General features: G+C 49.4%; 16 protein-coding genes. 15 read left to right on the top strand and 1 reads right to left on the bottom strand.

Annotated features, from left to right (window positions below; translation table 11 throughout):
* Positions 1 to 125 precede the first annotated feature (125 nt).
* Positions 126 to 554, bottom strand: a complete 429-nt coding sequence (locus tag SNR34_RS10715; protein WP_236417060.1) for an organic hydroperoxide resistance protein — start codon at positions 552 to 554, stop codon at positions 126 to 128.
* Positions 555 to 746: 192 nt separating this feature from the next.
* Here SNR34_RS10715 and SNR34_RS10720 point away from each other — a divergent pair, with 192 nt between their 5' ends.
* From SNR34_RS10720 to fliI, 15 genes are all read left to right on the top strand, one after another.
* Positions 747 to 1202, top strand: a complete 456-nt coding sequence (locus SNR34_RS10720; RefSeq protein WP_236417061.1) for a MarR family winged helix-turn-helix transcriptional regulator — start codon at positions 747 to 749, stop codon at positions 1200 to 1202.
* 245 nt (positions 1203 to 1447) lie between these two features.
* The gene (gene sucC, locus SNR34_RS10725; RefSeq protein WP_236417064.1) at positions 1448 to 2608 is read left to right on the top strand and encodes an ADP-forming succinate--CoA ligase subunit beta; all 1161 of its coding nucleotides are present in this window, start codon (positions 1448 to 1450) and stop codon (positions 2606 to 2608) included.
* 67 nt (positions 2609 to 2675) lie between these two features.
* On the top strand, positions 2676 to 3605 hold the full coding sequence (gene sucD / locus SNR34_RS10730) for a succinate--CoA ligase subunit alpha (RefSeq protein ID WP_339277448.1): 930 nt from the start codon (positions 2676 to 2678) through the stop codon (positions 3603 to 3605).
* A 247-nt stretch (positions 3606 to 3852) separates the two neighbouring features.
* Positions 3853 to 4983, top strand: a complete 1131-nt coding sequence (gene dprA, locus SNR34_RS10735) for a DNA-processing protein DprA (RefSeq protein ID WP_339277449.1) — start codon at positions 3853 to 3855, stop codon at positions 4981 to 4983.
* 107 nt (positions 4984 to 5090) lie between these two features.
* Positions 5091 to 7190 carry a type I DNA topoisomerase gene (topA, locus tag SNR34_RS10740; protein WP_236417069.1) on the top strand — a complete coding sequence of 700 codons (2100 nt, stop codon included), beginning with the start codon at positions 5091 to 5093 and terminating at the stop codon, positions 7188 to 7190.
* A gap of 21 nt (positions 7191 to 7211) precedes the next feature.
* Positions 7212 to 8549, top strand: a complete 1338-nt coding sequence (trmFO, locus tag SNR34_RS10745) for an FADH(2)-oxidizing methylenetetrahydrofolate--tRNA-(uracil(54)-C(5))-methyltransferase TrmFO (RefSeq protein WP_236417070.1) — start codon at positions 7212 to 7214, stop codon at positions 8547 to 8549.
* A gap of 23 nt (positions 8550 to 8572) precedes the next feature.
* A complete protein-coding gene (gene hslV, locus SNR34_RS10750; protein WP_236417071.1) occupies positions 8573 to 9115 on the top strand; it encodes an ATP-dependent protease subunit HslV in 543 nt (180 codons plus the stop codon).
* Positions 9116 to 9240: 125 nt separating this feature from the next.
* Positions 9241 to 10641, top strand: coding sequence for an ATP-dependent protease ATPase subunit HslU (gene hslU / locus SNR34_RS10755; protein ID WP_236417072.1), 1401 nt, complete (start codon positions 9241 to 9243; stop codon positions 10639 to 10641).
* A gap of 913 nt (positions 10642 to 11554) precedes the next feature.
* On the top strand, positions 11555 to 11965 hold the full coding sequence (gene flgB, locus SNR34_RS10760; protein ID WP_339277453.1) for a flagellar basal body rod protein FlgB: 411 nt from the start codon (positions 11555 to 11557) through the stop codon (positions 11963 to 11965).
* 5 nt (positions 11966 to 11970) lie between these two features.
* Positions 11971 to 12423, top strand: a complete 453-nt coding sequence (gene flgC / locus SNR34_RS10765) for a flagellar basal body rod protein FlgC (protein WP_236417074.1) — start codon at positions 11971 to 11973, stop codon at positions 12421 to 12423.
* A gap of 60 nt (positions 12424 to 12483) precedes the next feature.
* On the top strand, positions 12484 to 12795 hold the full coding sequence (gene fliE / locus SNR34_RS10770) for a flagellar hook-basal body complex protein FliE (RefSeq protein WP_486181869.1): 312 nt from the start codon (positions 12484 to 12486) through the stop codon (positions 12793 to 12795).
* 145 nt (positions 12796 to 12940) lie between these two features.
* On the top strand, positions 12941 to 14527 hold the full coding sequence (gene fliF, locus SNR34_RS10775; protein ID WP_236417076.1) for a flagellar basal-body MS-ring/collar protein FliF: 1587 nt from the start codon (positions 12941 to 12943) through the stop codon (positions 14525 to 14527).
* An 11-nt stretch (positions 14528 to 14538) separates the two neighbouring features.
* Entirely contained in the window at positions 14539 to 15555 is a 1017-nt protein-coding gene (gene fliG / locus SNR34_RS10780) for a flagellar motor switch protein FliG (protein WP_236417078.1), read from the top strand.
* On the top strand, positions 15548 to 16384 hold the full coding sequence (locus SNR34_RS10785) for a FliH/SctL family protein (RefSeq protein ID WP_236417079.1): 837 nt from the start codon (positions 15548 to 15550) through the stop codon (positions 16382 to 16384). The genes fliG and SNR34_RS10785 overlap by 8 nt, the downstream gene beginning before the upstream one ends.
* Positions 16385 to 17704: a flagellar protein export ATPase FliI gene (fliI, locus tag SNR34_RS10790; protein ID WP_236417080.1), complete on the top strand. Its 1320-nt coding sequence runs from the start codon at positions 16385 to 16387 to the stop codon at positions 17702 to 17704.
* The last annotated feature ends 11 nt before the right edge of the window (positions 17705 to 17715 follow it).

Consider the following 17715-nt stretch of genomic DNA (forward strand, 5'->3'; position numbering starts at 1 on the left):
GATTCGGAACCATACTGCGGATCAATCCGGCCGGTTTCCTGAACAGCCGTACATTTCGTATTTCCGTATTCGCAAAAAGAGTAGGCCGGCGAGCAAGATTCCGGGCATATCCTTTGAAATGGTTATTACAGTACGTTCAACTCAACGTCGATGTTGCCCCGTGTAGCCCGGGAATAAGGACATGCTTGATGTGCCGCCTCGACCAGCTTCTCCGCAGTGGCTTTGTCCACGCCTTTTGCCAGTACGTCCAGCGTAACCGCGATGCCAAAACCGCCGTCCTCGACTTTGCCGAAATGAACGGTAGCCGTTACCTCGGAGCCTTCCAGCTTGATTTTTTGCATGCGTGCAACCATGTTGAGCGCACTATCGAAACAAGCCGCGTAACCTGCTGCAAACAGCTGCTCCGGGTTAGTGCCTTCTCCGCCGGCACCGCCCATTTCTTTCGGTGTACGGACATCCAAGCGCAGCTCAGGAACGGAGGACTCGACGTAGCCATTGCGGCCGCCTACTGCTTTCACTGTGGTTTCATACATTTTTTGTTGGATCGTCATCATGATATATCGCTCCCTGTTTTATTATTATATTTTACACAATTCAATTTATCACAATTAAATAGAAAAGTAAAATAATTTGTGTTCAATTATTCTGTTTTATTTTTAATTTGTGATAATATAGAGGTTAGATTCCTGAATCATGTAACACGATTGTTAGGAATGAATGTTTATATAGGCAGGTGAGAGCAACGGATGCAGGAAGACGTTTTGAAGCTGGATAACCAATTATGTTTTGCGATATATGCTTGTTCACGCGAAATTACAAAGATGTATCAGCCTTATCTCGAAGAGCTTGGCGTAACCTATTCGCAATATCTTGTCATGCTCGTGTTGTGGGAGCGCGGAGAATGTACGGTGAAAGAGATCGGCGAGGCGCTGTATCTGGATTCGGGGACGTTGACCCCTTTGCTGAAACGATTGCAATCGGCCGGCCTCATCCATCGTGAACGTTCCGCACAGGATGAACGCAAGGTGCTGATTACGCTGACAGACCCGGGCCGGGAGCTTCGTCAAAAAGCTTTGATGATCCCGGCTTCCATCCAGGGCGATGCTTGCTTGAACAACGCCGAATTTCAGACGTTGCTTGATCAATTCAAGGGGCTGCTTCAAAGGGTGCACGAGACGAACATGAAAGAAGCAAAAAAATAAAGCATAATCCATGACCAAGAAGAGCCTTCGGTAAAAAACCGGAGGTTTTCCAGTTTTATCCAAGTATTCACATTGCGGAATCAAATCCATATCAAAATGCTGTCTATTCACAGCCACATTTTTAAGGAAAGCGTTTTAAAAACATGTTACAATGGACTGGGTTTAAGTAAAAAAAGTCAACAATTGTCTTTTGTTCGTCATCATAACCCGCCTTGTTGCAGTCATGTTGATAGGAGGATTCGAGAATGAATATCCATGAATATCAAGGAAAAGAAGTACTGAAACAGTATGGAGTTGCCGTACCAAACGGGAAGGTTGCTTATACAGTCGATGAAGCGGTTGAAGCCGCAGAGGCACTGGGCAGTCCGGTGACTGTAGTCAAAGCGCAAATTCACGCCGGAGGCCGCGGAAAAGCAGGCGGCGTAAAGGTAGCGAAAAGCACGGATGAAGTTCGTGCCTATGCATCCGAGATTTTGGGGAAAGTGCTGGTTACTCACCAGACTGGACCGGAAGGCAAGGAAGTCAAACGCCTTTTGATCGAAGAGGGCTGCGATATCCGCAAAGAGTATTACGTCGGGGTAGTTGTAGACCGGGCCACAGGACGCGTCGTTATGATGGCATCCGAAGAAGGCGGTACCGAGATTGAAGAAGTGGCGGCGGCAACGCCGGAGAAAATCTTCAAAGAAGTGATCGATCCTGCCATCGGATTGCAGGTCTTCCAGGCACGCAAGCTGGCATACAGCATCGGCATCCCGAATGAGCTGGTTAATAAAGCCGTGAAGTTCATGGTTGCGTTGTACACAGCATTTGTCGAAAAAGATTGTTCCATTGCAGAGATCAATCCGCTCGTTGTTACGGGAGATGGAAACGTTATCGCATTGGACGCGAAGTTGAATTTCGATTCCAACGCATTGTTCCGCCACAAGGATATTCAGGAACTGCGCGACTTGGACGAAGAAGACGAGAAGGAAATCGAGGCTTCCAAATATGATCTCAGCTACATAGCGCTGGATGGCAACATCGGCTGTATGGTAAATGGCGCGGGACTGGCGATGGCGACGATGGACATTATCAAATATTACGGCGGAGACCCAGCCAACTTCCTGGACGTTGGTGGCGGCGCAACGACGGAGAAAGTCACCGAAGCGTTTAAGATCATTCTATCCGATGCCAAGGTCGAAGGTATTTTCGTTAACATTTTCGGCGGGATCATGCGCTGTGACGTCATTGCCAATGGCGTGGTTGAAGCCGCGAAGCAGCTCGGCCTGACGAAACCGCTTGTCGTTCGCCTTGAAGGAACCAACGTGGAATTGGGCAAACGTATTCTGGGCGAATCCGGATTGAATATCGTTCCAGCCGATTCCATGGCCGACGGCGCACAAAAAATTGTTGCCCTCGTCAAATAAGTTCATTCCTTGGTACCGGAGCCATGTCCGGGACATGAAAAATAACCGTAAGGGGATGTGAAGCAACGTGAGTATTTTGGTCGATAAAAATACAAAAGTCATTACACAAGGCATTACGGGTTCAACAGGAATGTTCCATACGAAGGGCGCTTTGGATTACGGAACCCAAATGGTCGGCGGCGTCACGCCGGGCAAAGGCGGAACGAATGTGGACATCACGCTGGAGAACGGCGAGGTCGTAAGCCTTCCGGTTTACAATACGGTTCTTGAAGCTAAAGAAGCGACAGGAGCGACGGCAAGCGTAATCTATGTGCCGCCGGCGTTTGCTGCGGATTCCATCATGGAAGCCGTGGATGCCGAGCTGGATCTGGTGATCTGCATCACCGAGGGCATTCCGGTCCTTGACATGGTGAAGGTTTCCCGATTCATGGAAGGCAAAAAGACGGTCCTGATCGGCCCTAACTGTCCGGGCGTGATTACGCCGGGAGAATGCAAAATCGGAATCATGCCGGGGTACATCCATAAACCAGGACATGTGGGCGTAGTATCCCGCAGCGGAACGTTGACATATGAGGCCGTACACCAGCTGACAACTCGTGGCATCGGTCAATCCTCCGCCGTCGGGATTGGTGGGGACCCTGTCAAAGGTTCCGAGTTCATCGATATTCTGAAACGCTTTAACGAAGATCCTCAGACTCATGCCGTGATCATGATCGGTGAAATCGGAGGGACTGCGGAAGAAGAAGCAGCCGAGTGGGTTCGCGACAATATGACCAAGCCGGTGGTAGGTTTCATTGGCGGCGTAACTGCGCCTCCGGGCAAACGCATGGGCCATGCCGGAGCAATCATTTCCGGCGGTAAAGGCACGGCGAAGGAAAAAATCGCAAAACTCGAATCTTGCGGCATCAAAGTTGCGCCGACGCCATCCGAGATGGGTTCGACGCTCGTAAGCGTGCTCGAAGAAAAAGGCATTTTGAATTTGTGCACGACACATTAAAACTTTCCCGTTATAATAGAAGAAACGATGCTCAAAAAATGAGTTTATTTGGGTTATCGACGATATTGTGACACGGAAGGTAAGCAACCTTTTGTCCCTCATCCGGACGAAGGGTTGCTTTTTTGCGTTTTTTTGTCGCAAACAGGAAGGATTACATTTCACGACAAAGTAAACGCTTGCAATCCGGGGTCACTTGCCACACAATATGAGGGAAGCTTTTTTCCCTCCAGCGGGAGGAAGTATACATATGAAAGATAAATGGATTTTATTCGGATTGCATGAAATGGAGGGCATTGGACGGAAAACGATCTCCAAGCTGATGTCCGGTGAGCACAAACTGGCAGACATGCTCGATTTTCGTAAAGAGGATTGGTTAAAGGCCGGGCTGAGAACGGATCAGGCACTCCGTTTGGTCGAACGATTAAATCGAAGCTGGATCGAGGAGAGACGAGAGCAGGTTTATAAACTGGGAATTCGGGTGATTACGTATCTGGATGGTGAGTATCCCATATTATTGAAGGAAACGGGATCGCCGCCTTGGGTATTATATGGCATTGGAGATATGGGTTTGCTATGTTCGGATTCCATTGCCATGGTGGGCACGCGAATGCCGACCGTATATGGCCGCAAAATCGGCGAGAAGCTGGCTGGTGATTTATGCCATGCAGGCTTGACGGTGATAAGCGGGTTGGCCAGAGGCATTGATAGCGTATGTCATGAAGCGGCCTTGCGTGCAGATGGCAAAACCATCGCCGTTTTCGGAACAGGCATCGATCAGATCTATCCGGCCGAAAATCGTGGATTAGCCGCAAAAATTGCTGAAAAAGGACTGCTGCTGTCGGAATACCCGCCAGGCACCAAAGCGCGGCAAGGACTGTTTCCCGAACGCAACCGAATTATTGCCGGACTAAGCCTGGGGACGCTTGTTGTCGAGGCCGACCTTCGCAGCGGCTCGCTCATTACCGCAGACGCAGCCCTGGAAGCCGGTCGGGATGTATTTGCTGTTCCGGGACCGATCACTTCCCCGAAGAGCAGAGGAGCCCATAATTTGATTCGTCAGGGCGCCAAATTGGTCACATCCGTTAACGATCTGTTGGAAGAATATCAAATGGGCTTGCCAAATCCCGAACAACTTCCTTACAATAGAGGTCGTTCAACGAAGAAAGGCGAAGGGATTGCACAAGCGATATTTCCCGAAACAAGTCTTTCTTCCGACGAGCAACGCGTCATCACTCTGCTGGAGCATGAGGAGCAGTCTCTGGACCAGCTTGTGGAACGGCTGGGTTGGGATTTTGGACATTTGCATTCAGTTCTGTTATCTTTAATCATAAAAAAGCAGATTAACCAATTACCTGGGTCAAGGTATGTGAGGGTATGACGACGCTGCAGCTGCTGCAGTGTGTGAACATAAACGTTATGAGAAGTTAGTTAGATTGGATGAGTTCGCTTGTTTTAGCAGCTCGTCACTGAGAGGAGGATGAACCTATGGCGGATTCACTCGTTATCGTGGAGTCGCCCTCAAAGGCGAAGACGATTGGCAAATATTTGGGCAGCAAGTTCATCGTAAAGGCTTCGATGGGACATGTGCGCGATTTGCCGAAGAGTCAGATCGGCGTTGAGGTTGAAAATGATTTTAATCCGAAATATATTACGATCCGCGGCAAAGGTTCTGTTCTGAAAGAACTCAAGGATGCACGCAAAAAGGTGAAAAAAGTGTATCTCGCAGCTGACCCGGATCGCGAAGGTGAAGCGATAGCCTGGCATTTGGCCCATGCGCTTGAACTGGATGACACCGAGGATTGCAGGGTTGTTTTCAACGAGATTACGAAGCAGGCCGTGAAGGATGCTTTCAAAACCCCGCGCAAAATCAACATGGACTTGGTGAATGCCCAGCAAGCGAGAAGGATTCTTGATCGTCTTGTCGGGTACAAGATCAGCCCGCTATTATGGAAGAAAGTCAAAAAGGGGCTATCGGCAGGACGAGTTCAGTCGGTAGCCGTCAAAATCATCTTGGATCGGGAAAATGAAATCAATGATTTCATTCCCGAAGAGTACTGGAGCATTACTGCCAAGCTGACGGCAGACGGCAGCCCTTTCGAAGCCAAGTTTCATCAGTTGAATGGCGTAAAAACCGAGCTTGGCAGCGAGGCAGAGGTTCAGGCTGTGCTTAAACAGATCGAAGGCGCTCCTTTTACAGTCAAGGAAGTAAAAGAGAAGGAACGCAGCCGCAACCCATCTGCCCCGTTTACGACGAGTTCCCTGCAGCAGGAAGCGGCCCGGAAGCTCAATTTCAGGGCATCCAAAACGATGTCTGTTGCCCAACAGCTCTATGAGGGCGTTGACCTTGGCAAAGAGGGCACCGTGGGTCTTATCACGTATATGCGTACCGACTCCACTCGAATTGCTGCATCCGCGCAGGAAGAAGCCAAAGATTACATCATCAGCAAGTATGGCGATGCCTTTGTGCCGGAAACTCCCCGCAACTATGCGAAAAAGGCTGCCAATGCGCAGGATGCGCACGAAGCGATTCGGCCTACCTCCATTTTGCGCGATCCGGATTCCATCAAGTCGTTTATGAGCCGTGACCAGTTCAGGCTGTATAAGCTGGTTTGGGAACGCTTCGTGGCGAGTCAAATGGCTTCTGCCATTCTGGATACCCTGTCGGTAGATATCGCTGTGGGAGACGCCACGTTTCGGGCGGCTGGTTCGAAAGTCCGCTTCCAGGGATTCATGAAGGTGTACGTGGAAGGCAATGACGACGGTACAACTGAAGAGGATCGTTTGCTTCCGCCGCTGAAAAGCGGTGATGTGCTCGAAAAGCAAGAGATCGAACCGAAACAGCATTTTACGCAGCCGCCGCCGCGGTATACGGAAGCAAGGCTCGTTCGCACGTTGGAAGAGCTGGGTATAGGGCGTCCAAGTACGTATGCGCCAACGCTGGAAACGATCCAGAAACGCGGATATGTCGCGATCGAAGAAAAGAAATTTATGCCGACTGAGCTTGGTGAGCTGGTTATTGAGCAAATGGAGGAGTTTTTCCCGGAAATTCTGGATGTCGAGTTTACGGCCAACATGGAGGGGGATCTCGACCATGTGGAGGAAGGCACGGAAGATTGGGTGAAGGTCCTCGCCGAATTCTATGAATCGTTCGAGAAGCGCCTTGAATTTGCCGAAGAAGAAATGAAGGAAATCGAGATCGAAGATGAAGTCTCGGATGAAACATGCGAAAAATGCGGCAAACCGATGGTTTACAAGCTGGGTCGTTTCGGGAAATTTTTGGCATGCTCCGGCTTTCCGGATTGCCGAAACACGAAACCGATCGTCAAGGATATCGGCGTAACTTGTCCAAAATGCAAAGAAGGTCATGTCGTGGAACGGCGCAGTAAAAAAGGACGGGTGTTTTACGGCTGCGACAGATATCCGGAGTGCGACTTCGTATCCTGGGATAAACCGTCTGCCAAGCCGTGCCCTAGCTGCGGTTCCATGATGGTTGAGAAGCGCAACAAGCAGGGAACTCGCCTGCAGTGTACTTCATGCGATCATCAGGAGCCCGTGGAGGAGCCGGAAGAAGAATCAGCGCAATAGCATAGATGGGGGTAAATGATTTTGAGTAATGAACAACAAGTGACTGTGATTGGTGCCGGATTGGCCGGTACGGAAGCGGCCTGGCAAATCGCAAGCCGCGGGGTGCGCGTGAAGCTGTATGAAATGAGACCGGTAGTGAAAACGCCTGCACATCACACGGATAAATTCGCCGAACTGGTATGCAGCAATTCGCTTCGTGCCAATGGGTTGACCAATGCGGTCGGCGTCCTGAAGGAAGAAATGCGCATGCTGAACTCGCTGGTGCTTGCAGCTGCAGACCGCCATGCAGTACCTGCTGGCGGTGCGCTTGCCGTTGACCGGGACGGGTTTTCGGGTGAAATTACATCTACGCTGCACAATCATCCGCTGATCGAAGTGGTGAACGAAGAGTTAACCGCGATTCCGGAGGATGGCATTGTGGTCGTGGCTACCGGCCCGCTGACTTCGCCTGCATTGTCCGAGCAGATCAAAGCGCTTATGGGCGAGGAATATTTTTACTTTTACGACGCGGCTGCGCCGATTATCGAAAAAGATTCCATCGACATGAACAAAGTATATCTTGCATCCCGCTATGACAAAGGCGAGGCGGCATATCTGAACTGCCCGATGACCGAAGAGGAATTCGACACGTTCTACGAGGCGCTGATTACGGCTGAAGTCGCTCAATTGAAAGAATTCGAGAAGGAAATTTATTTCGAAGGCTGCATGCCGATTGAAGTCATGATGAAACGGGGAAAACAAACCGCGCTGTTCGGACCGATGAAACCGGTTGGCCTCGTCAACCCGCATACAGGGACGCTGCCGCATGCAGTCGTTCAGCTGAGACAGGACAATGCTGCAGGCACGCTGTACAATCTCGTAGGCTTCCAGACCCATCTGAAATGGGGAGAACAAAAGCGGGTATTCTCGCTGATTCCTGGTTTGGAAAATGCGGAATTCGTGCGTTATGGAGTCATGCACCGAAACACGTTCATCAACTCGCCGAAGCTGCTTCACCCGACCTATCAATTCAAAGGGCGTTCCAACCTGTTCTTCGCCGGCCAAATGACCGGGGTTGAAGGGTATGTGGAATCCGCGGCATCCGGACTGATTGCCGGTATGAATGCAGCCAAGCTTGCGCTGGGGCAGGATATGGCTGTGCTGCCTGCGGAAACGACGCTGGGAAGCATGGCTCAATACATTACCACTGCCGATTTCAAGCATTTTCAGCCGATGAACGCGAATTTTGGTTTGCTGCCGAAATTGGCGCAGAAAATTCGCAACAAAAAAGAAAAAAATGAAGCTCTTGCTCAGCGTGCACTGGACGGCATTGCCCGTTTTGCGGCTGAGGAGGGCCTGACGGTTCCTGGACGCGTTTAAATCATACGTAGGAGGCTTATATCATGGACATGTCATTTCACGCGACGACGATCTGTGCTGTGCGCCACAATGGCAAAGCCGCGATTGCCGGGGATGGGCAGGTGACCATGGGACAGAGCGTGGTCATGAAACAAACGGCCAAAAAGGTGCGACGTTTGTACCGGGGGCAGGTCGTTGCCGGTTTTGCGGGATCTGTAGCTGACGCTATTACCTTGTTTGAAAAATTCGAAGGCAAGCTGGAGGAGCATCACGGCAATCTGCAGCGGGCTGCCGTTGAGCTCGCCAAGGATTGGCGTCAGGATCGGATTTTGCGCAAGCTGGAGGCATTGCTGATCGTGATGGATCATAGCGGCATGCTCCTTATTTCCGGCGGTGGCGAAATTATCGAACCGGATGACGACGTCATTGCAATCGGATCGGGGGGGAATTTTGCTTTGTCAGCAGCAAGAGCATTGAAACGTCATGCCACGGATCTGGAAGCAAAGGATATCGCCAGGGAGGCGCTTCAAATTGCCTCAGAGCTATGCGTGTATACCAATAACAACATTATTGTCGAAGAGCTGTAATGTAACCCCGCAAGCGAGAACCTGGGTCGAAGGTTTGTTTCAAGCGCTATGCGGGGTTACCCCTAGTTTTGGATAAAAGTTAAGATGCCGGAAAAAATCCGGCATAATGGCAGGAGGGAACCGGAATGCAAACTCAATCGTTAACCCCAAGACAAATCGTAGCAGAGCTGGATAAGTACATTGTAGGACAGAAGCAGGCGAAGAAATCGGTGGCGGTTGCGCTTCGCAACCGTTATCGACGGAGCCTGCTGCCTGAACACACCCAGGACGACATCGTACCGAAAAACATTTTGATGATCGGCCCGACCGGGGTCGGGAAAACGGAAATCGCGCGCCGCTTGGCCAAACTGGTAGGCGCTCCTTTCGTGAAAGTGGAAGCTACGAAATTTACGGAAGTAGGTTATGTCGGCCGCGATGTCGAATCCATGGTCCGTGATCTGATCGAAACGTCCCTGCGCATGGTGAAACAGGAGCGTACGGAAAAAGTGAAGGATAAGGCTGAGGAAGCCGCCAATGAGCGAATCGTACATATTTTGGCGCCTTCGACGTCCCGTTCTAAAAACCAGCGTAATCCGTTCGAAATGATCTTTGGCAACAATTCGAGCCAGGAAGACGAACAGGAAGATCGCCAAACCGATTCCGGGCTTGCGGAAAGACGGCGGAAAATCAAATTCGACCTGTTGTCAGGCAAATTGGAAAACGAAATTATCGAAATCGATGTCGAGGATACGACGCCTTCCATGATGGATATGTTTGCCGGGCAGGGGAATGATCAGATGGGCATGAACATGCAAGAGATGTTTGGCAGCCTGCTGCCCCGCCGCACCAAAAAACGCAAGCTGGCCATCAAGGAAGCGCGCAAGGTGCTGACCCAGGAAGAAGCGGGCAAACTGATCGATATGGATGATGTCACCCAAGAATCGGTCCGTCGGGCAGAACAAACGGGGATCATTTTTATCGACGAAATTGACAAAGTAGCCAGCCAAGGGCGCGGGAGCGGCCCGGACGTCTCCAGGGAGGGTGTACAGCGCGACATTCTGCCGATTGTCGAGGGTTCGACGGTGATGACCAAATATGGGCCGGTCAAAACGGATTATATCCTCTTTATCGCAGCTGGCGCATTTCATGTCGCGAAGCCGTCGGATCTCATTCCGGAGCTGCAGGGACGTTTTCCGATTCGCGTGGAGTTGGATAGCTTGACGCTTGAAGAATTCGTATCCATTCTGACAGAACCTAAAAATGCGTTAACAAAGCAATATGTCGATTTGTTGCGAACGGAAGATATTGAGATCGAGTTTTCAGCCGAAGCCATTCGGGAGATCGCAAAGCTTGCCGTGTCCGTAAACCAGAACACCGAGAATATCGGTGCCCGCCGTCTGCACACCATTCTGGAGAAGCTGCTGGAGGATTTATCCTTTGAGGCCCCTGAGCTGACGCTGGAGCGCATGCTCATTACACCGGAGTATGTTCGGGAAAAACTCGGCGATATTGCACAGGATCGCGATTTAAGTCAGTACATTCTATAAGGGAAAAGACACGCACCGGGCGAATGTCCCAATGCGTGTCTTTTTTTTGAAGCTTCGCATATAATTTCGACATTTTTGTTACATAGCAGCTAATGTTTAACAACGTTTTAACCGATAATAGAGTAAAAGCACGATGGGAGATGCCGAAATATAGGACTTGTGAAGCAGATCAAGGAGATTGGCTTAGATAAGCATCCGCATATGTTTAAAATTCAATTGGTTTGAATTCCAAATATAGGTTTATTTATTGTCCTAGTCTAGTGATCGGTTTAATGGCAATGGGTCGGTTTTATTGCGCAAATGCGAAAAAAGCCTGAGTAATGGGACATTTTGGATGAAACTGAAAACCGGGGACGGTGCACGGTTTTGTTAACTCTAAATGTTAAGAAATTGTTAGTCTCCCAAGTTCAGAAATGAAGGGTTGTCTTCTGGACGGGGTGTCAATTATGAATTACAACGATACATCGGTTTTATTGCATCCTGGTTTGGAAAGCCTATTGTTACGCCAAATTTTTCATGTTTAACCATGGGAAAATTCGCCGGATAACTCTTCGCTCAATTCGGATCGCTTAAAAATATAGATGAAATCGTGAAGCGAACTTTGAATTGTAAGAGACTAGATGTTAAGTAGATTTAAACAATGTTTTCTTTTGGGTCCCATCGTTTACGAAAAAAATCATAATTTGCTGAAAATACTCAAAAAGCTCTGTCTTTAAGAAAAGATAGGGCTTTTTTCTTATTGTAATAAATGCCAATCTCTAAGAAACTTATGTTATACGACAACATCAGAGTTAATTCTACTTAAGTCCTAGATCGACGGATAAAAACGAACCTGTTTTTGTCGAAAACAAGGATAACTTGAAGAAAAAGGGTTGTAACTTTTTCCATAATTTTAAAAGAGAGGAGGGATATTATGAATCTTTTGAATGATATTAGTTTTAAAAGGTTGCAAGGTGCACTTGATGCGTCGAATATGCGGCAAAATGCCATTGCCAACAACATCGCGAATGCTGACACCCCGTATTTCAAGCGTTCTGACGTTTCTTTTGAAGAAATGCTGCAACAGCAAATGAACGATGGGGATATCAAGGTTTTGAAAGGGAAAGTGACAGATCCAAGGCATTTTGTCATAGGTCCTTCCTCTTCCGTTCCCGCGCCAGTAGTCGAAATGGACCAGAGTACCTCAATGAACAATAACCAGAACAATGTCGATATTGATCGTGAGATGAGTCTTCTGGCGGAGAACCAACTGAGATATAACGCCTACATTCAGCAGGTAAATGAACAGATCAAGATGATGCGAGTCGGAATTGAAGGGAGATAATTCTAGTGAACGTTAGCAACAGCTTTAGTATTAGTTCGTCTGCTCTAACCGCGCAGCGTTTGCGGATGGATGTGATCTCGTCCAACATTGCGAATGCCGAAACGACCCGTGCCAGCGTGTCCAACGGAGAAGCGGTCCCATACAAAAGGAAAATGGTTGTCCTGGAACCGAACAAATCCTCGTTCAGCAGCCTTCTTCAAAGTCAGATGCAAGGAGGGGCTACCGGGAAAGGAGTCAGGGTTTCGGAAATTCGCGAAGATCAGTCACCGCTTAAACCGGTGTACGATCCGACACATCCGGATGCTAACGCCGAAGGTTATGTCATGATGCCCAATGTCGACATCGCCAAAGAAATGGTGGATATGATCTCGGCCTCACGCTCATATGAGGCAAATGTTACAGCACTGAATTCCACCAAAGCGATGTTCACGAAAGCTCTGGAAATCGGAAGAGCCTGATTGAATGTGAATCGGTAGCACCAAGTGAGACAAACGAAAGAGCTGACGGGAGGGACATTAATGATTCAAAATAACATGTTCAGTATACAAGGGGCTCAACCTTTGCAGTTGCAGAGCACGACAGTGGAACGGCCATCCACACCAGCCGAAACGATTCAAAACTTCGGTACATATCTACAAGAGGCTCTTGGCTCCGTAGCGGCCCAAGAGAACGAGTCACACGAAATGACCAACCAGTTTTTGGTTGGCAAAGCAAATATCGATCAGGTCATGATCACGTCTGAACAGGCGCTGCTTAGCTTGCAGTTGACGACCCAGATTCGAAACAAAGTGATCGAAGCATATCAGGAAATTATGCGTACTCAACTGTAATAGCACGCCTGCAATGATGTCGGCGCTGGACCTAACAACTAGCAGACGCGGTACTGATCCTGCCAACATTCTTCCTGCTTTCAAACGAGCGAGCGACGGAGATGGCTTCGGGACAGATTAGCAAAGTTTCGGATGGGGTGACAGAGTGAACGAGAGAATGGCCCGGTACAAGGACAAAACGGTCCAGTATTGGAATAGTTTCAGTAAAAAACAAAAGATATTGCTAGTATCCACTTTTGCATTTTTGATCTTGGCTGCGGTTGTCGTGACGATGCAATTGTCCAAGACGGAATATGAGGTGGCCTTCAAGGATCTGAACGCAAGCGATTCCGCAGGAGTCATCAATTATCTGAATTCGGCGAACATTCCTTACAAATTAAGTGCGGATGGCAAATCGATTTCGGTTCCAAGCACCGACGTGGCCTTGACAAAAGTCAATGTGGGTTCGCAAGGCATCATTCAAAACGGTTCTTTGGGATATAAGGCATTCGAGGAATCCTCGTCGCCGATCGGAATGACCGACAAAGAGTTCGATGTCAAATACAACAACGCGATTAACGGGGAAGTAGAGCAGCTTCTTCAACGGATGCAAGGCATTCAAGAGGCGAAGGCTCTGATTAATATGCCGAAAGATAATATTTTTGCAGGCCTTGAAGAGCAGGACAAAGCATCTGCTTCCATTGCATTGACGTTCCAGCCTGGATATCATCCTAACCAGGCAGCTGTAGACGGGTATTTCAATCTCGTGAAAACAGCGGTTCCCAATCTGCCGATTGAGAACATTACCATTACGAATGCCGACGAAGCTGAACTGATTCCGACTGCACGAGGAGGCAGCGGCGGATTATCCTCCGAAGTTCAGGAAAATATGGCGTTGCAGAAAAAGTTCGAAAACGATGTGCGCAACAATGTGAAACAATTCCTGTCCCAAATCGTGGGCGAAGACAAGGTTAATGTATTGGTGGCGTCCAAACTTAACTTTGATAAAGAAACACGCAAGGAAAACCTGGTAACACCGGTAGATACCGAAAATATGCAAGGGATCGCCATCAGCGTACAGGAGATCCAGAAGAGTTATTCAGGTGCAAGCAATCCAACCGGCGGTGTAGCAGGTACCGGTCAAGAGGAAATTCCCGGATACCCGTCTGCCGACGGCGGCTCGGGGAACTCGACTTCCGAAGAGTCCTCAAGCACCAGAAATTACGATGTGAACCGGATTGTGAAAGATATCGTTTCAAGTCCTTATACTGTAAAAGATTTAACCATTAACGTCGCGGTTGAACCACCAGCAGGCCAAACGGAATTGCAGCAGCCTGTCCAGGATGCGATCGAGAACATTCTGGTAAATATCGTCCGTGCTTCCTTGGCTGATTCCGATGTTCAATTAACAGACGCGGATTTGACTAAAAAAGTTTCAGTGATTTCCCAAGGATTCCAAACGACAACTGCGGAAAGCACCGGTTTCCAACTTTCTTCATGGATGTTATGGGCAGCAGGCGGGTTAGTGGCAGCGCTGATCGCTGCAGTGGTGATCCTGCTTGTGCGTCGCCGTCGCAGACAAGAAGAAGACGAAGAAGAGGAGCTTCCTCTCCCTGTAGCAACAGAGTTTCCGTCCATTACGCTGGACAGTGTGACGAACGAAAGTCAAGTGCGCAAACAATTGGAGAGTTTGGCAAAGAAAAAGCCAGACGAATTCGTCAATCTGCTGCGTACGTGGCTGGCTGACGAATAGAGGTGAATGCATTGGCAAAAGCGAGCGGTCAAGGATTGACCGGAAGACAGAAAGCAGCAATTTTATTGATTACGCTGGGACCGGAAGTTTCGGCCCAAATCTTCAAACATCTCAGAGATGAAGAGATCGAACAGCTGACATTGGAGATTGCCAATGTTCGCAAAGTGGATTCTGCGGAAAAAGAAATGATCTTGGCGGAATTCCACCAAATTTGTTTGGCCCAGGAATACATCTCTCAAGGCGGTATTACCTATGCCAGAGAGATTTTGGAGAAAGCGCTCGGCTCTCAAAAAGCGCTTGAAGTTATTAATCGCCTGACGGCCACGCTGCAGGTCAGACCATTTGACTTTGCGCGCAAGGCAGATCCGAACCAGATTCTGAACTTTATCCAGAACGAAAATGCACAGACCATCGCTCTCGTTCTTTCTTATCTTCAATTTGAACAAGCGGCTGCCATCCTTTCATCTTTGCCGCAAGAGAAGCAGGCGGATGTAGCCCGAAGAATCGCGGTCATGGACAGCACGTCTCCGGAAGTCATTGCGCAGGTGGAGAGAGTCTTGGAGCAGAAGCTTTCATCAACAGTAACACAAGATTATACGAACGCAGGTGGTATCGAATCCATCGTGCAAATCCTCAACGGGGTCGACCGGGGGACGGAACGCACCATTCTGGATTCCTTGGAAATTCAGGATCCGGAGCTTGCCGAAGAAATCAAAAAACGGATGTTCGTGTTCGAGGATATCGTCAATGTGGACGATCGTTCGATTCAGCGCATTATCCGCGATATCGACAACGCCGACTTGCAGTTGGCATTGAAAGTGGCCAGCGAAGAAGTTCGGGATGTTATTTTCCGAAACATGTCGAAGCGTATGGCCGAAACGTTCAAAGAAGAAATGGAATTTATGGGTCCTGTGCGTCTGCGTGACGTTGAAGAAGCCCAAACGCGCATCGTAGGAACTATCCGCAAACTGGAGGATGCAGGTGAGATCATTATCGCCCGTGGCGGAGGAGATGACATCATTGTCTAATTTGATTAAATCTTTTCAGTATGTGCCTGCTCAGGATCACAAGCGTCTGGAAAACCACCATTATTACGGAGAAGCGGAAACAGCTTCGGATGGTGATGATGATTCGACACATGCCGCATCATTGCAAGCACGTGTTGACGAGGAATCCAAACGCCTGACGGAAGAGATGCTGAAGGATGCCAAGGAGTTTGCGGAAAAGCAGGTGCGTGAAGCTTCAGAGCAGACGGAGCAAATGCTTCAGGAGGCGAAGGAACAGATCGAGGCCTGGTGGCAGGAGCAACGTCAGCAGGATGAGCATTTAATTGAAGCCATGCGTTCACAAGGCTTTCAGCAAGGCTATGAAGAGGGCAGGGTACAGGCTGAGCATGAGCTCCAGGTGAAAATCGAAGAGATGATGAAGGAAGCCCAGCAAGTTCTCCGAGAGGCATATGTAGCAAAAGAGCAAATCATTCAGGAAGCAGAGCCTTTCCTCGTTGAACTTGCTTGCGGAATAGCGGAAAAAGTGATCGACAAACAGCTGACGCTTGATCCGGAGCATATGCTCGAGCTCATTCGACAGAATTTGTCGCGAAAACGGGAGCAGGGCATCATTACGTTGTGTGTAGCCCCTGAACAATTTGCATTTGTCCAGGCTGCGCGGGAAGAACTCGCGCTGTCGATTGATTCGCAGGCGGAATTGCAAATTCTGCCCGATGCGACCGTGAAGGACAAAGGTTGTGTCATCCGGTCGTCCTTCGGGAGTGTGGATGCCCGAATCGACACACAGCTTTCCGAAATCAAAAAAGAATTGGTCCGCATCGCACTTGAGGATGAGGAGTCGAAAAGTTAAATGAAGATTTTAAGCTCGCAGCGATATATGGAACATTTGCGACAATTCGATCCCGTTCGAGTGAATGGCAAAGTGACTCAGGTCATTGGTCTCATGGTGGAATCGGAGGGGCCGGATGCAAGCATCGGCGATGTATGCTACATCTACCCTGGCAAATCGGCCAAACCGCTTCAAGCGGAGGTTGTAGGTTTTCGAGACAATAAGGTGCTGTTAATGCCGCTTGGGGAACTTCAATCCATAGGTCCAGGCTGCGATGTGGTCGGGACAGGCAAGCCGCTTGGCGTACAGGTCGGTTCCGAACTGCTCGGAAAAGTGCTTGACGGTCTGGGCAAGCCGCTCGATGGTTCGCTTTTGCCGTCAAGAATGCCAACCTACTCGACCTCCAATGCACCGGTTAATCCAATGGATCGCCCAAGGGTACTTGAGACGATGAGTGTCGGCGTGAGAGCCATCGATGGACTTCTTACGGTAGGCAAAGGCCAACGGGTTGGCATTTTCGCAGGTTCCGGTGTCGGGAAAAGTACGCTGATGGGCATGATTGCCCGCAATACGGCGGCGGATGTCAACGTCATCGCGCTTGTCGGGGAGCGGGGACGCGAAGTTCGTGACTTTATCGAACGCGATCTGGGGCCGGAAGGACTGGAGCGTTCGGTCGTCATCGTCGCGACCTCGGATCAGCCGGCCTTGATTCGAATCAAGGGAGCGGTGATCGCTACGACCATTGCAGAATATTTCAGGGACAGAGGCATGAATGTCATGTTAATGATGGATTCTGTAACGCGATATGCGATGGCGCAACGGGAAGTGGGGCTTGCTGTCGGCGAACCGCCGGCCATGAGGGGATACACTCCTTCGGTGTTTGCCAGCCTTCCCAAGCTTTTGGAGCGCGCAGGGACAGGGCCGACCGGTTCCATCACGGCATTTTATACGGTGCTTGTCGACGGGGATGACATGAATGAACCTATAGCCGACGCCGTCAGGGGGATTCTTGACGGGCACATCGTGCTGAACCGTGCCATTGCCAACAAAGGCCACTTTCCGGCGATCGACGTTTTGGCCAGCATCAGTCGTGTCATGAAGGATATCGCACCGGAGGAACAACTGGATGCCGTAAACAACATGAAACGGTTGATGGCCGTGTACAAAGAATCCGAAGACTTGATCAATATCGGTGCCTATCAGAAAGGTTCCAATGCAGCTATCGACGAGTCGATCGAACAGATCGAGAACATATGGAATTTTACGAAGCAAAAAGTGGACGAAAAAGTGACGCTAAGTGAAGTGCAGGAACGTTTGATTTCTGAATTTGCAAGGAGATGAAAAGGTAAACG

This window comes from Paenibacillus sp. XP01, from assembly GCF_057364885.1.

Bases quoted from the DNA above. Each gene is read 5' to 3' on its own strand.
- flgB (WP_339277453.1), top strand. From the start codon at position 11,555: ATGAATCTTTTGAATGATATTAGTTTTAAAAGGTTGCAAGGTGCACTT.
- sucC (WP_236417064.1), top strand. From the start codon at position 1,448: ATGAATATCCATGAATATCAAGGAAAAGAAGTACTGAAACAGTATGGA.
- fliI (WP_236417080.1), top strand. From the start codon at position 16,385: ATGAAGATTTTAAGCTCGCAGCGATATATGGAACATTTGCGACAATTC.
- fliE (WP_486181869.1), top strand. From the start codon at position 12,484: ATGATTCAAAATAACATGTTCAGTATACAAGGGGCTCAACCTTTGCAG.
- hslV (WP_236417071.1), top strand. From the start codon at position 8,573: ATGGACATGTCATTTCACGCGACGACGATCTGTGCTGTGCGCCACAAT.
- dprA (WP_339277449.1), top strand. From the start codon at position 3,853: ATGAAAGATAAATGGATTTTATTCGGATTGCATGAAATGGAGGGCATT.
- hslU (WP_236417072.1), top strand. From the start codon at position 9,241: ATGCAAACTCAATCGTTAACCCCAAGACAAATCGTAGCAGAGCTGGAT.
- SNR34_RS10715 (WP_236417060.1), bottom strand. From the start codon at position 554: ATGATGACGATCCAACAAAAAATGTATGAAACCACAGTGAAAGCAGTA.
- SNR34_RS10720 (WP_236417061.1), top strand. From the start codon at position 747: ATGCAGGAAGACGTTTTGAAGCTGGATAACCAATTATGTTTTGCGATA.
- topA (WP_236417069.1), top strand. From the start codon at position 5,091: ATGGCGGATTCACTCGTTATCGTGGAGTCGCCCTCAAAGGCGAAGACG.